Origin of the sequence: Amycolatopsis sp. FBCC-B4732 (assembly GCF_023008405.1) — a bacterium.
In the GTDB taxonomy this organism is placed as follows: Bacteria; Actinomycetota; Actinomycetes; order Mycobacteriales; family Pseudonocardiaceae; genus Amycolatopsis; species Amycolatopsis pretoriensis_A.
Genome location: NZ_CP095376.1, coordinates 3,859,672 through 3,877,139 on the forward strand (window position 1 = coordinate 3,859,672; position 17,468 = coordinate 3,877,139).

General features: G+C 73.8%; 17 protein-coding genes and 1 pseudogene. 10 read left to right on the plus strand and 8 right to left on the minus strand.

Annotated elements, in window-relative coordinates; genetic code table 11:
* Positions 1 to 93: 93 nt before the first annotated feature.
* Together MUY14_RS16555 and MUY14_RS16560 are read right to left on the minus strand one after the other, a co-directional pair.
* A complete protein-coding gene (locus MUY14_RS16555; RefSeq protein WP_281506304.1) occupies positions 94 to 3,054 on the minus strand; it encodes a BTAD domain-containing putative transcriptional regulator in 2,961 nt (986 codons plus the stop codon).
* Positions 3,055 to 3,157: 103 nt separating this feature from the next.
* A complete protein-coding gene (locus MUY14_RS16560; RefSeq protein ID WP_247023901.1) occupies positions 3,158 to 3,862 on the minus strand; it encodes a DJ-1/PfpI family protein in 705 nt (234 codons plus the stop codon).
* Positions 3,863 to 3,961: 99 nt separating this feature from the next.
* On the opposite strand from MUY14_RS16560, the gene MUY14_RS16565 reads away from it, so the two are divergent.
* Together MUY14_RS16565 and MUY14_RS16570 are read left to right on the plus strand one after the other, a co-directional pair.
* Positions 3,962 to 4,939, plus strand: coding sequence for a GlxA family transcriptional regulator (locus MUY14_RS16565; RefSeq protein ID WP_247023902.1), 978 nt, complete (start codon positions 3,962 to 3,964; stop codon positions 4,937 to 4,939).
* A 71-nt stretch (positions 4,940 to 5,010) separates the two neighbouring features.
* On the plus strand, positions 5,011 to 6,930 hold the full coding sequence (locus tag MUY14_RS16570) for a YibE/F family protein (protein WP_247023903.1): 1,920 nt from the start codon (positions 5,011 to 5,013) through the stop codon (positions 6,928 to 6,930).
* Positions 6,931 to 6,958: 28 nt separating this feature from the next.
* Here the strand turns inward: MUY14_RS16570 and MUY14_RS16575 are convergent, their stop codons facing one another.
* Both MUY14_RS16575 and MUY14_RS16580 read right to left on the minus strand, forming a co-directional pair.
* The gene (locus MUY14_RS16575; protein ID WP_247025153.1) at positions 6,959 to 7,600 is read right to left on the minus strand and encodes a hypothetical protein; all 642 of its coding nucleotides are present in this window, start codon (positions 7,598 to 7,600) and stop codon (positions 6,959 to 6,961) included.
* Between the two features lie 2 nt (positions 7,601 to 7,602).
* Positions 7,603 to 8,169 (minus strand): MBL fold metallo-hydrolase, encoded by a 567-nt coding sequence (locus MUY14_RS16580; RefSeq protein WP_247025154.1) that lies wholly within the window; start codon positions 8,167 to 8,169, stop codon positions 7,603 to 7,605.
* 147 nt (positions 8,170 to 8,316) lie between these two features.
* Between MUY14_RS16580 and MUY14_RS16585 the strand changes: the two genes are divergently transcribed.
* From MUY14_RS16585 to MUY14_RS16605, 5 genes are all read left to right on the plus strand, one after another.
* Entirely contained in the window at positions 8,317 to 9,195 is an 879-nt protein-coding gene (locus tag MUY14_RS16585) for a peptidylprolyl isomerase (RefSeq protein ID WP_247023904.1), read from the plus strand.
* Positions 9,195 to 9,617 (plus strand): aminotransferase class IV, encoded by a 423-nt coding sequence (locus MUY14_RS16590; protein ID WP_247023905.1) that lies wholly within the window; start codon positions 9,195 to 9,197, stop codon positions 9,615 to 9,617. The genes MUY14_RS16585 and MUY14_RS16590 overlap by 1 nt, the downstream gene beginning before the upstream one ends.
* 63 nt (positions 9,618 to 9,680) lie before the next feature.
* Entirely contained in the window at positions 9,681 to 9,938 is a 258-nt protein-coding gene (locus tag MUY14_RS16595) for an aminotransferase class IV (RefSeq protein WP_247023906.1), read from the plus strand.
* Between the two features lie 73 nt (positions 9,939 to 10,011).
* On the plus strand, positions 10,012 to 10,812 hold the full coding sequence (locus MUY14_RS16600; protein ID WP_247023907.1) for a LysM peptidoglycan-binding domain-containing protein: 801 nt from the start codon (positions 10,012 to 10,014) through the stop codon (positions 10,810 to 10,812).
* Between the two features lie 74 nt (positions 10,813 to 10,886).
* Positions 10,887 to 11,450, plus strand: coding sequence for an AAA family ATPase (locus MUY14_RS16605; RefSeq protein ID WP_247023908.1), 564 nt, complete (start codon positions 10,887 to 10,889; stop codon positions 11,448 to 11,450).
* Between the two features lie 22 nt (positions 11,451 to 11,472).
* On the opposite strand, the gene MUY14_RS16610 is transcribed toward MUY14_RS16605, so the two are convergent.
* Positions 11,473 to 12,252 carry an enoyl-CoA hydratase/isomerase family protein gene (locus MUY14_RS16610; RefSeq protein ID WP_247023909.1) on the minus strand — a complete coding sequence of 260 codons (780 nt, stop codon included), beginning with the start codon at positions 12,250 to 12,252 and terminating at the stop codon, positions 11,473 to 11,475.
* Positions 12,253 to 12,325: 73 nt separating this feature from the next.
* Between MUY14_RS16610 and MUY14_RS16615 the strand changes: the two genes are divergently transcribed.
* Positions 12,326 to 13,177, plus strand: a complete 852-nt coding sequence (locus tag MUY14_RS16615) for an alpha/beta fold hydrolase (protein WP_247023910.1) — start codon at positions 12,326 to 12,328, stop codon at positions 13,175 to 13,177.
* On the opposite strand, the gene MUY14_RS16620 is transcribed toward MUY14_RS16615, so the two are convergent.
* The 3 genes from MUY14_RS16620 to MUY14_RS16630 all read right to left on the minus strand — a co-directional run bounded on the left by MUY14_RS16620 (position 13,170) and on the right by MUY14_RS16630 (position 15,764).
* Positions 13,170 to 13,511, minus strand: coding sequence for a hypothetical protein (locus MUY14_RS16620; RefSeq protein WP_247023911.1), 342 nt, complete (start codon positions 13,509 to 13,511; stop codon positions 13,170 to 13,172). The genes MUY14_RS16615 and MUY14_RS16620 overlap by 8 nt on opposite strands.
* Entirely contained in the window at positions 13,511 to 15,169 is a 1,659-nt protein-coding gene (locus MUY14_RS16625; RefSeq protein WP_247023912.1) for a hypothetical protein, read from the minus strand. Before MUY14_RS16625 ends, MUY14_RS16620 begins: the two co-directional genes overlap by 1 nt.
* A 157-nt stretch (positions 15,170 to 15,326) precedes the next feature.
* The gene (locus MUY14_RS16630) at positions 15,327 to 15,764 is read right to left on the minus strand and encodes a MarR family winged helix-turn-helix transcriptional regulator (RefSeq protein WP_247023913.1); all 438 of its coding nucleotides are present in this window, start codon (positions 15,762 to 15,764) and stop codon (positions 15,327 to 15,329) included.
* Positions 15,765 to 15,815: 51 nt separating this feature from the next.
* Between MUY14_RS16630 and MUY14_RS16635 the strand changes: the two genes are divergently transcribed.
* Both MUY14_RS16635 and MUY14_RS47295 read left to right on the plus strand, forming a co-directional pair.
* Positions 15,816 to 17,084, plus strand: coding sequence for an amidohydrolase family protein (locus tag MUY14_RS16635; RefSeq protein WP_247023914.1), 1,269 nt, complete (start codon positions 15,816 to 15,818; stop codon positions 17,082 to 17,084).
* Between the two features lie 24 nt (positions 17,085 to 17,108).
* A pseudogene (locus tag MUY14_RS47295) lies at positions 17,109 to 17,466 on the plus strand (hypothetical protein); the annotation flags it as partial.
* Positions 17,467 to 17,468 lie beyond the last annotated feature (2 nt).

Below are 17,468 nucleotides of genomic sequence, written 5' to 3' on the forward strand. Positions count from 1 at the left end.
GCCTCCTCGATCCGACGATCCGTCGGCGGCAGCCAAATCGGGAGGCCCATAACTTCGCCAAACACCCGGCCGCGGGCGAGGCTGGTGCGGGCGTCAGGTCCTGATCTTCGTCAAGAGTTCACGGCTGCGGTCGCGGGCCGGGGATTCACCGCTCACGCTGGTCAGCTCCCCCAGTGCACGCAGCTCCCAGAGCGGGAACCCCAGCTCGCGGAACAGCCCGGCCGAGCCGCGCAGGCACCGCGCCGCCTCGGCCGCGGCGTCTTCGGCCGCGTGCGTCCGGCCCAGGCTGAGCAGGGCGTACCCGGCGCCGCGGCGGTCACGCAGCTCCCGGAAGACGGCCATGGCGGCCAGCAGGTGCCGCCGCGCCCCCACCGGATCCCCCGCCCGGCGGTGGGCCTCGCCCAGGCTGCGGTGGGTGTAGGCGGCGGCGTGCCGGTGCCCGATCTGGTCGAACAGCGCCAGCGACCGCGTGAGGCACCGCTGCCCGTCGGCGAACTCCCCGGCGTCGGTGTGCAGGTCGCCGAGGCTGCGCAGGACGTGCGCCTCCCAGTGCCGCTCCCGCGTCCGGACGGCGCCGCCGAGCGCCCCGGTGAGCAGGTCGGCCGCCTGGTCGTGCCCACCGTGGCGGCGCAGGACGTCGGCGTAGCGCTTCGCGGCCTGGTCGTGCCAGCGGCCGTCGTCGCACTGGCGGGCCAGCAGCATGCTCACTTCGAAGCTCTCGACCGCGCCCCGCACGTCCCCGACGTCTTCGGCGAGCGACCCGAGCTGTGCCGCGGCGGCCGCCTGCCCGCGCCGGTCCCCGCAGTCCCGGAGCAGGTCGAGGGCTTCCCGCAACTCCGCTTCGGCGGCCCGCGGATCACCCCCGTCGAGGTGGACGTCGGCGAGCGCGGCCAGTGCGGTGCCGGTGCCGCGAGGGTCCTCCAGGTCCCGGTAGCGGTGCTCGGCCATGGCGAAGTAGTTCCGCGCCTGGCGGGCGTGGCCGTGCTGCCAGTGCACGGCCCCGAGGTTGTAGAGCTTCTCGGCTTCGGCCCGCGGATCCCGCCGCCGCCGGGCGGCGGCGAGCCCGAGCACGGTGACGGCCCGGGCGGCTCGGCCGAGCCACGGGCTGCCGGCGAGGGCGGTGCAGGCGTCGGCGAGCCGCTCGGTCAGGTCGTGCCAGCCGTGAGCGCCGGCGAGCCGGACGGCGGCCGCGAGGTGACTGGTTTCGGCGGCCGCCCAGGCCGCGGGATCGGCGGCGATCCGGCGCAGGACCGCGGGATCCGGCTTCGCCCCCGCTGCCGATGGCCGACGCGCCGGACGGCCCAGCGCGCGCTCCGCCAGCGCCAGCGCGGCCTCGCACGCGCGACGCAGGGCGGCCGGGTCGACCTCACCCGGCGGGCCCTCCGCCAGCACCAGCCGCACGAACGGCGGGATCGTCCCGGCCGCGTCCAGCAGGTGCGCCGCGGTCAGCTCGTCGAGGCGGTCGCGGGCTTCCGGTGTCGGGCGGTCGAGCAGGGCCGCCGCGGACCAATCCGGGACGGCGCCCTCGAACGCGGCCAGCAGCCTCAGCAAAGCGACGTCAGCGGCGGGCCGCTCGTGCAGCGCCGATGTCACCGCGGCCCGGACGCTCAGGTCGCCCGCGGTCAGCTCGTCGAGGCGGCGCCGGTCGTCGGCGAGGCGGGCCGCGAGTTCGGCGATCGGCAGGTTCGGCCGGGCCGCCAGGCGCACCCCGGCGATCCGGACCGCCAGGGAAAGACCGCCGCACCGGGCGAGAAGTCGTTGCGCCGCTTCTGGTTCCGCCCGCAGCCGGGAATCCCCCGCGACCGCGGCCAGCAGCGCGTGAGCGTCCTCAGTGGACAGATCAGGCACCGGAACCGCGTGCGCGCCGCACAGGCCGGGCAGCTCGCGGCGGGTCGTGACCAGCGTGGCGCAGCCCGGGCCGCTCGGCAGCAGGGCTCGCACCTGGGCCTCGGACGCGGCGTCTTCCAGCAGCACCAGCAGCCGCCGGTCGGCGGTGTAGCCGCGCCAGAGTCCCGGTAATCCCGTGCGGTCGGCCAGTTCCGACGGGGTCGCGCCGAGCAGGCGCAGGAAGCCGGAAAGCACCGCCGCGGGTTCGGCGGGGGTGCCGTCGGACCCGCGCAGCGATGCGGTCAGCTGGCCGTCGGGGAACCGGCGGCGGACCCGCCACGCGGCTTGGACCGCGAGCGCGGACTTGCCGGCCCCGGCGGCGCCGTGCAGCACGACCGGCGCCGGACCCCGCAGCGCGCGCGTGACGTCGGCGAGTTCGGCCGCGAGGCCGGTGAAGTCGGGCACCGCGGGCGGGAGCTGCGCGGGCGGGCCCGGCGTCGTCCACTCGGTGCCGGCGATCCGGCGGTACACCGCGACGAGGTCCGCGCCCGGCCACACGCCCGCCTCTTCCCAGAGCGCCCGGCGCGTGCGGCGGAGCACCTCCAGGGCCGATTCGCGGCGCCCGACCGTGCCGAGCGCGGACGCGAGCCGGGCGGCGAAGCGCTCGTCGGCGGGCCGGGCCGCGACCACCGGGCCGAGCCGCTCGACGACGGACCGGCCGTCGCCGTCGGCGAGTTCCAGCTCGACCAGCTGCAGCAACGCCGCCGAGCGCCGGTCCTCCAGCCACAGCTTGTGCGCCTCCAGCAGCGGTCCGCCGGCGACGTCGGCGAACGCGTCGCCGCGCCAGCAGGCCAGTGCCCGCTCGAGGCCGCGGCGGCGCTGGGCGCGGTCGTCGGCACCCGCCGACAGCCACGTCAGGAACTCGTCCGCGTCCAGCTCCCCCGGCTCGACGCTCAGCGCGTACCCGCGCGGGCCGGACCGCAGCCGCTGCCCGGCCTCGGCGGCGCCGAGGCCGGGTGAGAGCGTCTTGCGCAGCTTGGACACGGTGACCTGCACGATCGCCGCGGCGCTCGACGGCGCGCCGTCCGGCCACAGCTCGTCGACCAGCGTGTCGCGGCCGACGAACTGGCCGGCGCGCGCGAGCAGCACGGCGAGCAGCCGCCGCGGCTGGGCCGCCGAGGGCAGCGGGACGGAGGCCGTCATCGGGCCGAGCACCTGGAACCGCACGGCTACAACACCCCACCCGCGAGATCACCTGATCGAGCGAACTGAATCTAGCCGCCGCGCGCGCGGCGCGTCCCCCGATCACCCGGATGGCCGACGACGTCGGTCAGGTGTGCGCGAGCAGTTTCTCGAGCAGTTCCGGGTGGTCGGCGAGCCCCTCCCGCAGGGTGTGCTCGCGCAGCGGCTTGAGGTCGCCGAAGGGCGGGTTCGCCCAGTCCAGCGCGCCCTGCGGCGGCTCCGGGTCGTACTCGATGCCGAACTGGACGTTCGTCGCCAGCTGCCGCCCGGCCAGCCGTTCCACCAGGTGCAGCGCGAGGTCGATGCCCGCCGACACCCCGGCCGCGGTGATCACGGAGCCGTCCTCGACCCACCGCTGCGCGACCGGCGTGGCGCCGAGCCCGGCGAGGACGTCGCGGAACATCCAGTGCGTGGTCGCCTTCTTCCCCTCCAGCAGGCCCGCCGCGCCGAGGATGAGCGAGCCGGTGCAGACCGACGTCATCAGCTCGGCGCCGGCGGCCGCGGCGCGCAGCCACGCGAGGAGGCGCTCGTCGGCCATCGCGCGCAGCGTCGGCACGGTGCCACCGGGCACGAGCACCGCGTACGGCGCCGGGACTTCGTCGAAGGTGTGGCTCGGGGCGACGCGCAACGGCGTGTCCGTGCCGACGGTGCCGGTGCTCGCGCCGACGACGACGGTCCGGTAGCCGGCGTCCATCCGCGCGAGCGCGCCGAGCACCTGCAGCGGGCCGACCAGGTCGAGCGGCGTGAGGCCGGGGTACACGACGAAGGCGAGGGTCTTCTGCTCATCGGTCATGTCCCGACCATGGCGGGCCGGGACGCCGGGCGGGGCGCCGGTGTCCGGATTCCTGCGAACCGCGTCCGAGCGCCCGGTCCGGCTGCTAGCGTGCCGATCATGTCAGGGTCACCCAGACGGGTCGTGATCGTCGGGTACGCCGACGCCGAGCTGCTGGACATCGCCTGCCCCGCCGATGTGTTCGACGCCGCGAACCGGCTCGGCGCGCGGCCGCCGTACGAGCTCCAGCTCGCTTCGGTCGACGGCCACGGCATCCGCACCTGCGCCGGGCTGGTGCTGCAGCCGCACCTGCGGCTCGACCAGGTCGCCGGCGACCTCGACACGCTGGTCGTCGCGGGCGGCTGGGGCAGCCCCGCCGCGGCGGCCGACGAGCGCGTCCTCGCCCACGTCCGGCGGCTGGCCCGCACCAGCCGCCGGGTCGCGTCGGTCTGCACGGGCGCCGAGGTGCTCGCCGCGGCCGGCCTGCTCAACGGCCGCCGCGCGACCACGCACTGGCGCTACGCGGCGAAGCTCGCGCGGGACTACCCGGCGGTGACGGTGGACCCGGTGCCGCTCTACGTCCGCCACGGCAACGTCTACACGGCGGCGGGCGTGACGAGCGGGCTCGACCTGACGCTGTCGCTGGTGGAGGCCGACCACGGCCCGTCACTGGCCCGCGAGGCGGCCCGCGCGCTGGTCACCTACCTGCAGCGGCCCGGGAACCAGGCCCAGGTGAGCCTGTTCCTGTCCGGGCCGCCGCCGGAGCACCGCGAGGTCCGCGACCTGACCGCGTACATCGCCGAGCACCTCGAGGAAGACCTGGGCACGCCGGCGCTCGCGGCCCGCGCGGGCATCAGCACGCGCCAGCTCACCCGGCTGTTCGACGCGCACCTGGGCACCACGCCCGGCCGGTACGTCCGGACGATCCGCACCGAGCAGGCGGCCCGCCTGCTCTCCGGCACCGACCTCCCGCTGGCCACGATCGCCCGCCGCTGCGGCTTCGGCTCGACGGAAACCCTCCGGCAGGCGTTCCTCGACCACTTCGACACGCCGCCGTCGGCGTACCGGCGGGTGCACGTCCGCCAGGCGTACGGCTGAGGCATCCGGACGAACCGGTCGCCCGGCGGCCCCTGGCGCGGGCGCCGGGATCCCGCTGTCAGGATGTGCGGGTGGACCGCCCCGACCTCGCCGACGACGCCACCGGACCGATTCGCCGGGTCACGGACGAGGTGTCCCCTTCGCCGGGGCCCGGCACGTCCGGAACGCCGGGAACGCCCGGGAAACCGGCCCGCCGCACGCCACCGGAGGCCGGCCGCCGCCGCGCGGACACCGGGGCGCAGCGGGTGCCGCCCGAGACCGGCTCGCACCGCATCCCGGCCGACGTGGCGGCTCCGCGCACCAGCCGCCGAGCCGACACGGGCGCCCAGCGGCTCCCGGCCGGCGACCTGGGCGAGACCGCCCGGACCCGTCGCGGGGACACCGGGCCGCACCGCACCGCGGCCGCCGCCGACCCCGCACCAGCCCGCCGCGGCGCCCCGCGAGCCCCGGCCGTCGACCAAGGCGAGACCGCACGAGCCCCCCGCGGCGCCCAGCAAGCCCCCACGGGCGACCAAACCGGCACTGCCCGGCCCCGCCGCGGAGACACCGGCCCCCCGCGCGCCGCCGACCAAGCTGACAGCGCGCCACCCCACCGCAGCGCCCAGCAAGCCCCGGCCGGCGACCAAGGCGACCCCGCGCGACTCCGCCGCGGAGACACCGGCCCGCACCGCACCGCCCGGCGTGGCGACACCGGGCCCCAGCGCGCCGCCGCGAGTTCCCAGCCGCGCACACCGGCCGAACCCGAAACCGGCCACGGCCACGGGCATGGCCATGGGCACGGCCCCGCCGCCCCCGCGTCGCGCCGGGTCAAGCTGCTCCTGATCTGGCTGCTCGCCCCGCTGGCCCTCGCCACCGTCGTCGGCATGGTCGTCCTCTACCCCTGGGGCAAGGCGTCCCCCACGAGCGTCGTCCCCCAAGGCACGCCCGTCCACGCGAACATCACCGCCACCGCCACCGGCCCCTGCCTCGCGCAAGGCCAGGTGCAGGTCGGCGACCAGACCGACCCGAACGCGAAACCCTGCCTGACCGTCGACCTCACCATGACCGACGGGCCGGCGAACGGGAAGCAGCTCAAGCTGACCGTCCCGATCGAGCCCAGCACCCCGCGGTTCGCCGCCGCGGACGCCGTCGTGCTCGCCTACAACGGCGGGAACGCCAATGACCCGGCCAGTTTCCAGCTGGTCGACTTCCAGCGCGGGACGCCGCTGTTCGTGCTCGCCGCGCTGTTCGCCGTCGCCGTGCTCGTGCTCGGGCGCTGGCAGGGGGTCGCCGCGCTCGTCGCGCTCGGGCTGTCCTTCGTCGTCATCGCGCTGTTCATCCTCCCGGCCATCCTCGCCGGCGAAAACCCGCTGGTGGTGGCGATCGCGGGAGCGGGCGCGATCATGTTCATCGCGCTCTACCTGACCCACGGGCTGTCCGCGAGAACGTCCGCCGCGGTGCTCGGGACGCTCGTCAGCCTCGCGCTCATCGGCGTCCTCGCCGCGATCTTCTCCGCCGCCGCCTCGCTGACCGGCCTCGACGACAGCACCTCGACGCTCATCGGCTCGCTCGGCCACGGCATCGACGCGCGTGGGCTGCTGCTCGCCGGCGTCGTGATCGGGGCGCTCGGCGTGCTCGACGACGTCACCGTCACCCAGACGAGCGCCGTCTGGGAGCTGCGCCGGGCCAACCCGGACCTGACCTGGCAGGAGCTCTACCGCTCCGGGCTGCGGATCGGCCGCGACCACGTCGGCTCCGCGGTCAACACGCTCGTGATGGCCTACGCCGGGGCCGCGCTGCCGGTCCTGCTGTACTCGTCGATCTCCGGGGTCGGGCTGGGCGCGCTGCTCGGCAGCGAGGACATCGCGCAGGAGATCATCCGGACGCTCGCCGGCAGCGTCGGCATCGTCGCGGCCGTCCCGGTGACGACGGTCCTGGCCGCGCTGATCGCCTCCCGCGAGCCGGCGGCCCACCTCAGCAGCACCACGAAGGCCGTTCCGTCCCACCCGTGACACCGGTGCGCCGCCCGCGAGGACGACATCAGTCGAGCGTCGCCACGAACCGGCTGACGGCTTCCATCGTGAAGCGCTGGACGTACTTGCCCGACGGCGCCACCGACGCCAGCCGGTAGAGCGGGCGCTCGGCCACGCCGGAGCCGCGCGCCTCCGCCTTCAGCTCGGCGACCAGCAGCTCGCCGAAGACGAGGCCGTTCGCCTCGGTGTTGTTCATCAGCGCGTTCGCCAGCTTCCGCAGCTGCAGGATGCCCAGCTCGCGCCCGCCGGTCCCGGAGAACACCGCGAGGTCCACCTTCGCGACCTTGCCGCGCTGCCCCGCGTTGACCAGCAGGCTGACCGTGCGGCTGCCGCGGACGTCGCCGACGACGAGGTCGAGCCGGGTCGCGGCGACCAGGTCGACCCGGCGCAGGCCCCAGGTGCGCACGAGCAGCGTCGAGCCCTCCAGCCAGACGCGGCGCCGGATGCTGACCGCCATCACGTACAGCAGCGGCAGGGCGATCACCAGCGCGACGATCAAGCCCGGCACCGTGCCGCCGATCAGCCCGGCGACGCCGCCGAACGCCGCGGCCACGATGACCACGCCGATCAGGCCCGAGATCCCGCGGCGACGGCGTCCGCGCGGGTCCTCCTCGAACAGCGCGATCCGCTCGGTCGTCTCCTCGGCCATGCTCACGCCCCCGTCCCGGCGAGGAACGGGTTGCCCGCGCGTTCCCGGCCGATCGTCGTCGCCGGGCCGTGGCCCGGCAGCACCACCGTGTCGTCCGGCAGGCTCGCCACCAGCTCCCGCACCGCCTCCGCCACGTCGCCGCGGCCCACCGACCCGGCGAACAGCGTGTCGCCGGTCAGGGCGAGCCGCCCGCCTTCCGCCGTCTCCAGGACGAGCACCACCGAACCCGGGGTGTGCCCGGGCGCGGGCCGGACGTCGATCTCCAGCCCGGCGAAGGTCCCGGCTTCGAGCGGGACGCTGGCACCGTCGTGGAGGTCCGCGTCGGCCGGGTGCAGGTGCAGCGGGACGCCGTGCTCGGCCGACAGCGAAGCGGCCGAAGCGACGTGGTCGGGGTGCCCGTGGGTGGCCACGAGGGCCGCCGGGACCAGCCGGTGCTCGGCGAGCGCGGCGGCCAGCGGCGCGGCCACCTCCTGCCCCGGATCCACGACCACGCACGGCCCGCCGGCGGCCTCCGCCAGCAGGTAGCAGTTGGCCTGCAGCGGGCCGCTGCCGAACCCGACGACGAGCACCGAACGCCTCCCGGACATCCGCGCCGGATGGCGCCGATCACGATCGGGTTGAGACTAGCGGGCCCTGTACATGGTCCTCACAGGCTGTGCCCATACACTGCCGCTACCTCAGACGTGTGACACGAGCGGAAACCTGGAGGGTACGGGGTGGCGACCAACCAGCAGCGCCGCGAAGCTGCGAAGCGCAAGCTCGAGAGGCAGCTCGAGCGCCGATTGGAGCAGCAGAAGCGACGCAGGAGGATCGGCGCCGGTGTAGTCGGCGTGGCGGTCCTCGTCGTCGCGGGCGTGGTGGTGTGGATCGTGAGCGCGAACGGCGGTGACAGCACCGACACGGCCGCGTCGTCGTCCTCGGCCACCCCGCCGCCGACCGAAGTCCAGATCCCGACGCAGCGCACCGCGCTGCCGAAGCGGGCCACGGCGCTGCCGAACCCGACGACGTGCGACTTCAAGGCCGACACGACGGGCAGCAAGGCGCCGAAGAAGGTGAACACGCCCGACGGCAAGAACGTCCCGTCGACCGGCACGGTCAACGTGACGCTCAAGAGCACCGCGGGCGACATCCCGCTGACGCTCGACCGGGCGCTCGCGCCCTGCGCCGTGCAGAGCTTCATCAGCCTCGCGAAGCAGAACTTCTACAACGACACCATGTGCCACCGGCTCGGCACCGAGGGCCTGCAGATGCTGCAGTGCGGTGACCCGTCGGCCACCGGCGACCCGACGACCGACGGTCAGGGCGGCCCGGGCTACACGATGCCGGACGAGGCGTTCCCGGAGATCAAGTACGGCCGCGGCATCCTCGCCATGGCGAAGACGTCCGCCCCGAACTCCGGTGGCAGCCAGTTCTTCATGGTCTACGGCAACGCCGAGGGCCTCCCGGCGGACTACTCGGTGTTCGGCAGCATCAGCGACGAGGGCCTGAAGGTGCTCGATGCGGTCGCCAAGGCGGGCATCGCGAACCCGAACCCGCAGGACGGCACCGGAGCGCCGACCAAGCAGGTCAAGTTCACGGGCGTCACCGTCGCGTAGTGCCGCCCCGCTACGAGCTGAACGGGGATCCGCTCGGCCCGGACGCCGCGCTCGCGGGAATGGTCTCCTACGGCCACTTCACCGCGATGCAGGTCCGGGACGGGCGGGTCCGCGGGCTCGCGTTCCACCTCGAACGGCTCGCGACGAGCACCCGGCTGCTGTTCGGCACCGACCTCGACGTCGAATTGGTGCGCTCCTACGTCCGGCAGGCGATCGACGGCGAACCGGCGCTTTCGGTGCGGGTCCCTGGTGCTGACGCGCTCGTTCGACGAGCCGATGCGGCCGGAGATCCTCGTCCGGACACTCCCGCCGCACCCGCCGGGCGCACTGGCCGGGTTCGACGACGCGTTGTTCGTCGACCACGCCGGCCGGATCAGCGAAGCGTCGATCTGGAACACCGGATTGCTCCACGGCGACGCTGAGACGACCGCGGCTTCGCCGCGGGCCGGGGGCTCCGCCACCCGGAACCCCCGAAGGATGGTGTCGTGTGGCCGGAGGCCGCCGTGCTGCCCGGGATCACGATGCCGGTGCAGAAGGAGTCCCTGCGGCGCCTCGGCGTACCGCAGGAAACGCGTGAAGTCCGGCCGGCCGGCCTCCGCGACTTCGACGCGATGTTCGTGACGAACTCCGAAACGCCCGGCCGCCCGGTCGCCGCCGTGGACGACCTCGTCCTGCCGCCGGCGGACCGCGCGGTGGCGTTGCTCGCGCGGGCCTGCGAAACCGTTCCCTGGGACGAGATCTGAACCACGGCCGCACCGGCCCCGTGTAGGGGGCAACACCGGAACCCGCCGGGGTCGCCGGGGAGAGGTGCCGACCATGGCCGAAAACCGGGCTCCCGCGGTGCGCCGAGTCCTCGGGCGGGCCGGGCAAGCCGGTGCCGCCGGTGTCCTCTTCGCGGTGCTCGCCGGGGGTCCGGCCCTCGCGCAGGCCGCACCGGACCCGCCGTCGGTCAAGTACTACATCGTGCCGCACGCCGACAACCCGGACGACATCACGCTGTTCAGGATCGCCGAACGCGCGCTCGGCGACGGGAACCGCTTTCCCGAGATCTTCCGGCTGAACCAGGGCCGGCCGCGGCCGGACGGCTCGCCGTTCACCGACGCCACCCGGATCGAACCGGGCCAGGTGCTCCAGCTGCCCGAGGACGCCCGGGACCCGGCCGTCCGGTTCGGCCCGTTGCCGGCCGCGCCACCCGTGCCCGTTCCCCCGCCGGTGGCGGCCCCGGAGCCGTCCGGGCTCGGGGTCGGGCTGGCGTCGGCCGTCAGCGGTTCCGGCGGCCTGCTGACCGGCCTGATCGCCGGGCTCTGGTGGCGACGGCGCCCGCAGCTCGTGCCGCCCCCGCCGTTCGAACCGCCCGAGCCACCCGATCCGCTCGGACCCGAGACCGGCGACGACTGCAGTGGCTCGCTCAGCGGCACGCTGCCGATCCCGGTCGTGCCGGCGGTGCTGCGGCCGGAGCCGAGCACGGCCGAACACGCGATCATCGTGCTCGACACCGCCGACACGCAGGTGATCGCCGCGGTCCGGCCGGGTTCACGGTTCCACTTCAAGCTGGGCGGGCCGCCCGATTTCGCCGACGGCTCGACGGTGCTCGTCGTCGACGACGACGGGCGGTGACCGGCCCTGCGCTGAACGGCTCAACCGGCCCCGGAACCCTGGCCTCGGCCCGCCGGGGCCGCAATAGTCGAACGATGACCTCGGATCCGTTCGGGACCCTGCGCAAGGCGCTGTGGATCGGTGGCGCCCCGTGGACCGGGAAGTCCACGGTCGCGCGCCTGCTGGCCGACCGCCACGGGCTGACCACCTACCACCACGACCACCGCGCGCGCCCCGCCACCGCGCCGGGGGACGACGTCCCGGCCGGCGAGCAGCTGACTGCCGTGCTGGCGGAGTTCGAGCAGCGGTTCCAGCGGGCGCTGGACGAGCTGCGCGCGTGGGAGTCCCCGCGCCCGATCGTCGCCGAGGGCTGGGGCCTGCACCCGGAACTGGTGGCCCCGCTGGTGGATTCGCCGCGCCGGATGGTGGTGCTGGTGCCGACCGAGCTGTTCCGCCAGCACCAGCTGCGCCACCGGCCGGACGAGCCCACGATCCCGGAGCAGCGCAGCCGCCTGACGCGCGACCGGATGCTGGCCGCGCAGGCGGTCCGCTCGGCGCGGGCGTGGGGCATCCGGGTCATCGAGATCGACGGCAGGCTCGACCCGGCCGGGGTCACCGACGTCGTCGCCGAGCACTTCCGCGAGTACCTGGACGCGTGACTTCCCTTGTGGCGACGGGACGTCAGCGGTAGGTGAAGCGCGGCGGGCGCCGCTCGAGGAACGCGGCGACGCCCTCCGCGTAGTCCTCGCCGTGCAGGGCTTCGGAGCGGATCTCCTCGACCTCCGCGTCCGGGGTCTCCTGGCCGGCGACGATCTTCTCGATGATCCGGTTCATCCCGCGGATCGACGCCTGCGAACGCGAGCACAGCGTCGCGGCGAACTCCGCCGTCGACGCTTCCAGCGATTCGGCCGGGAAGACGTCGTTGAGCAGGCCGATCTCGCGGGCACGGGCGGCGGTGATCAGCTCGCCGGAGAGCAGGAAGTACTTGGCGTTTGCCGGGCCGACCAGCGACACGAGCTGACGCGTGGAATCGAAGTGGTAGACGATGCCGAGCTTCGCCGGGGTGATGCCGAACCGGGAACCTTCGGCGGCGAAGCGGAAATCGCAGGCGACCGAGACCTGGCAGCCGCCGCCGATGCAGTTGCCCTGGACCATCGCCACCGACGGCTTGCGCATCGAGGTCAGCGCCGCCACCGCGCCCTCGACCGCCTTGTCGTAGCTCGCCGCGCCTTCCGCCGTGGTGCGCAGCTCGCCGAACTCGCTGATGTCGGCGCCCGCGGAGAAGTGCTTGCCCGCGCCCGCGATCAGCAGCACCTTCAGCGCCGGGTCGGCCTCGACCTCGGCCACCACGTCCGGGATGGCCGACCACATGCCGTAGGTGATCGCGTTCATCTTCTCCGGCCGGGTCAGCGTGAGCCGGGCGACTTCGCCGTCGCGCGTCAGGTCGAATCCGTCGGTCATGCACCGCACCCTAACCGCTCGCCCTCAGCGAAACCTGCGGTGTGTGACGTGGTCGTGCCGCTAGCTTGGGGCCATGGCGATGATCGAGGTGGGCGGGACGACGTTCGGCTACGACGAAGCCGGTGAGGGGCCCGCGGTCGTGCTGCTGCACGCCGCGATCGGCGACCGCCGGATGTGGAACGCCCAGTTCACCGCGCTCGGCGCCACGCACCGGGTGATCCGCTACGACCGCCGCGGCTTCGGCGAAACCGCCGACGGCCCCGGCGAGTTCGCCCACTTCGAGGACCTGCTGGCCCTGCTCGATGCCCGGGGGATCGAGCAGGCCGCGCTCGTCGGGGCGTCCATGGGCGGGGCGTGCGCGCTGGACGCCGCCCTCGCCGCACCGGAGCGGATCACCCGGGTCGCCCTGCTCGGCTCCGGCCTCACCGGGCACCCGTGGCCGGACCACATGCAGGCGGACATCGCGCGCCTGACCGCCGAGATCCTCCCGGCCGACCGGCTCGCCCGCTACCACGCCCGCGAAGGCGACGTCGACCCGGCGGACGTCCGGGCGATGGCCGACGCCAACATCGACTACCTGGTCGCGGGTCCGGAGCGGGACGTGTCGGTGCTGCCGGCCGAAATGGTGGCGCTGGTGCGGGAAATGTGCGAGCAGGTCTACCGCCACGACTGGACGGCTCCACAGTGGACGGAGCGGATCCCGGACACCCGGCACCGGCTGGCCGAGATCACCACCCCGGCGCTGGTCGTGATCGGGACGTCCGACGCGCCCGGCCTGGTCGAGCTTTCCGCGTACCTGGCGGAGTCGCTGCCGGACGCGAAATTGGTCGAGCTCGCCGACACCGGCCACCTGCCGTCGATGGAACGCCCCGACGAGGTCACCGCGCTGCTGCGGGAATTCCTTGGAGGACAGCCGCTCAGGTGAAGATCTTCTGCACCTGGTCGGAAATCTTGGCCACCAGCTCCGAGAACTGCACGAGCCCGCCCAGCAGGCCCTTGACCTTCTCCCACCGGCTGCGCACCACCGCAGGCTCCGCGGCTTCCCCGGCGCGCAGGTCGCTCGCCAGGTCGGCCAGCGTGTCCTCCACGACCTCCTGCTTGGCCAGCTCCTTGCCGCGCACCTCGGCCGTGAGGCGCTCGACGAGCTCCAGCAGCGACGAGACCGCGGACTCTCCCCCGCCGCCGTCGATTCCGGTCTGGCTGATGTCGCCCGAGTTGTCGCCGCCGATGCTGACCTTGTTCGAAATGCGGTGTCCCATCAGACCTCCGTCCTGGCCGTCCGGCCGGGCTTGCCGGGCAGCAGCCGGCTGCCCGTCCCGGTCTGGGTGATCGGGGCGCGGTTGTCGCCCGCGATGGTGATGTCGTTGTTGATCACGACCGCCGCCTGCTCGTCGAACTTCGCCGTCGAGAACCCGGCGTCCCCGAGGAGCTTGCCGATGGCCGGCAGGAGCCGGCTTTCGATGATCTTTTCGTAGCGTTCGATGTCGACGAGCTGGAAGTAGTCGGTGAACCTGTTCACCGACCCCAGTTCGCGCAGCGTGCTCGCGGTGCCGTAGCGGTCCGGGTCGAGGACGCCGGGCTCGCGGCCGGGCTGCCGGATCCAGGACGCCACGTTCGCGACCCGGCCGGGCAGGGTCGCCGGCATCTCCAGCCACGCCAGCAGTCCCTGGCCGAACGGGCGCAGCGAGTCCGGCCGCATCTTGTCCACCGCCCGGTACTCGGCCTTGACCGGCGGCAGCATGAACGGCGTCCACTCGACGTACAGCGTCGTGTCGGCCACCGCGACGTGCAGGAACGTCGTCAGCACCAGCTCCCGGTCCCAGGTCTCGACCTGAAAGCAGAGGTAGTAGCGCGCCCATTCCTTCGGCTCGGTCCGGAGCTGCTCGACGTGCGCCTCGGGCAGCCGCGTGAGCGGCGGGTGCTCGACGTCCGGCAGGTACGCCGCGGCTTCCGGCTCGTCCAGGTGGTCGACGAGTTCCGCGGCCGGGGTGAACACCGCTTCGGTCACGGTCAGCCCGGCCAGCCGGCGGTCCGGTGACAGCGCGCTCGAGTTGCGGAGGTTCCCGATCGCCGCGCGGATCCCTGCGTACATCGCTTCGGTGGTCAGCTCCGGCCGGTTTTCCGGGGCGTCTTCGCCGTCTTCGACCCGCTCCAGCGGGATCGCCATGGACCAGGCCGCACGCCGGAACCCCGCGCCCACGAAGGGGTTGTAGCCGCGGTACACCACCAGGGGAGCGCCGGGCGTGCCCGCGAGCTCGTCGTCCCGCCGGTAGCGGCCGAGCTGTTCGCGGAAGTCTTCGGTGAACGCCCCGGTGAGGGTGCCGGTGTCGGGCGCCGGTGGGGCGAGGCGCCGGAAGCGGCTCGTCAGCAGGTTCCACAGCGACCACCGCTCGATCGTCACCACCACGAGCACCACCACGGCGAGCACGATGCCGACGACCAGCCGGGCGGTGCTGCCGCCCGAGGTCTCTTCGTAGTAGTCGTCGTACCGCGCGGCGTACCGGCTGCGGTCGTCCTCGAAGAGCGCGCTCCCGTAGGTCACCGCCAGCCACACGACCACGATGGAGAGGCCGATCAAGACGAGCGTCTTCGGGTTGAAGGTGCGCTGCGTGACGTAGGCGGTCTTGCCCGCCCGCGCGGCGACGAGCAGGACCGACAGCACGATCCAGCCGTACAGCACCACGTTGTCCCACGACAGCGCGAGCACGACCGCCATGAGCAGCACCAGGATCAAGTCGTAGTTCTTGCGGCGCACCCGGGCTCGCACGGCTTCGGTGAGCACGCGGCCGGCGTCGATCCCCGGCGTCGCCGGGACCGGCCGGGTGGGCTCGACGAGGAATTCCTTGATCGCCCGCGTGCTGTAGCCGGGGTCGAGGTAGGACGCCGCGCACAGGTACCGCGTGGTGTCGTCGGACATGCTGCCCCTCCCGGCACAACCGCACATTTCGGACCGCCTGCAATTTGCCGACCGTAGCATGCGGGTGTGGTTTCCGGGGAGGGCATTTACACCGTGGTCGCGCGGTTCCGGGAATCGTCGAATGACAATTCCCGGACACGTGCCTGCGGCAATTGCGCTAACCGCGTTCGGCGCGCTCGATCAGCTGCTCGGCCCACTCCCGGATGGCCATTGCCTGCCCGGGGCTGAGCTGGTCGAGGACGAGCCGGCGGACGTTGCCACCGTGCGCACGGGTGGCGCGTTCGGCCGTGCGGCGGCCTTCGGCGGTCAGCTCGACGCCGGTGCGGCGGCCGGTCGCGCCATCCTCGATCCGCGCCACGAGCCCGCGGTTCTCCATGCGTGTCAACAGGTGCGAGACGCGGCTCTTCTCCCAGTCGAGCGCGTCGGCGAGCTCGCCGACGCGCATCGGGCGGCCCAGCGTCATCAGCACGCTGAACTCGGCCTTCGAGATGCCGCAGTCGCGCTGCAGCCCCTGGTCGAGTTCGCGGACGAGCACGCGCTGGGCCCGCATCCAGGTGTCCCAGAACGCCCAGTCCGCCGCACTCATGCCCGCCATGCCGTCAGTCTACGCTAGAGTTGACACGTCAACTCTTGGGGAAGGACACCGATGAAGACTCTGGTTCGGGGCGGCCTGGTGGTCAGCGTGGATCCCGCCGTGGGCACGCTTCCCCGCGGCGACGTGCTCATCGAAGACGGCCGGATCGCCGCCGTCGCCCCGGCGATCGACGCGACCGGCGCCGAGGTCGTCGACGCCACGGGCAAGATCGTGCTGCCCGGCCTCGTGGACACCCACCGCCACACCTGGCAGACGGCGTTCCGCGGCCTCGGCGCCGACTGGACGTTCGACCAGTACCGCGTCGCCGTGCACGGCACGCTCAAGCCCCATTACCGGCCGGAGGACGTCTACCTGGGCAACCTCCTCGGCCGGCTCGAAGCACTCAGCTCCGGCGTGACGACCGTGCTCGACTGGTTCCACTGCGCCTTCCGGCCGGAGAACGCCGACGCCGCGATCCAGGCCCTGCGCGACGCGCCCGGCCATTCGATCTTCTGCTACGGCGCCGACGGGCCGGACATCGAGCCGGAGATCCGGCGCGTCCGCGAGGTGCTGCCGGGCGAGGACATGGCACTGGGCCTGCGCGGGCCGGCGGTGTCCACAATGGACGATACTGCCGCGGATGTCGCGCTGGCGCGGGAACTCGGGCTGCGGGTGAGCCTGCACGTCCACGGCACCGGCGGCTGGCCGCACGGCGACCGGCCGATCGACGGCATGCGCGAGCGGGGCCTGCTCGACGACCGCACGACCGTCGTCCACGGCAACGGGCTTTCCGACGACCAGCTGGCGATGCTGGCCGACGCGGGCTCCTCGGTGTCGATCAGCCCGGACGTCGAGCTGAAGATGGGCTTCGAGCCGCTGATCACCGGCCGGGCGCTGGCCGCCGGGCTCCGGCCGTCGCTGTCGATCGACGACTGCCCGTCCGCGGCCGGCGACCTGTTCGGCGCCATGCGCACGGCGTTGGCGGCCGAACGCGGGCGCATCACGACGAGGGACGTCCTCGGGTTCGCGACGCTCGACGGCGCCCGCGCCTGCGGGCGCGCGGACCGCGCCGGCAGCCTCACCGTCGGCAAGGCCGCCGACCTCGTCCTGCTCGACGCCGAGGACCTGTCGGTCTTCCCCGTCGCCGACCCGGTCGGCACGATCGTCGCCGCCGGGCACCCCGGGCTGGTGGACAGCGTCTTCGTGGCCGGAAAAGCGGTCAAGCGCGACGGGAAACTGCTCGGTGTCGACTTACCGGCTCTGCGCACCCGGCTGCGGGAATCGCGCAACCGGATCGCCGCGGCCGCCGGCATCGCCGTCGACGGGTCGTGGGTGCCCTAGGACTTTTGTGCGGGGAGGCCGTGCCTGGTCCGCTGCATCGTCAAGGACGGGTGACCACTGCGGCGGGCCGCGGAACGGTTCCAGGTGTCGGTCTCCACCGCCGCCCGAGGGGCCGGCCGCTGGGATCGAAGCCCGGGTGCTGCGGCCGGGGACTGGCCCGCATCGGCTACCTGCTCGCCCCTGAACCCCTGACGGTGCACCGGATCCTGCCCCGCTGCCGACGATGCCGCCGGCCGCCGCAACGGTCGCACTCGCGGGCGTGGCTACGCCAGCCTGCACAACGCCGTGGACGACCACTCCCCTGGCCTCCACCGAGATCCTCGCTGGTGAGACCCGGGAGACCGCGGTCGCGTTCTGGGGTCGCCCAGGCGTTTTTCACCAGCT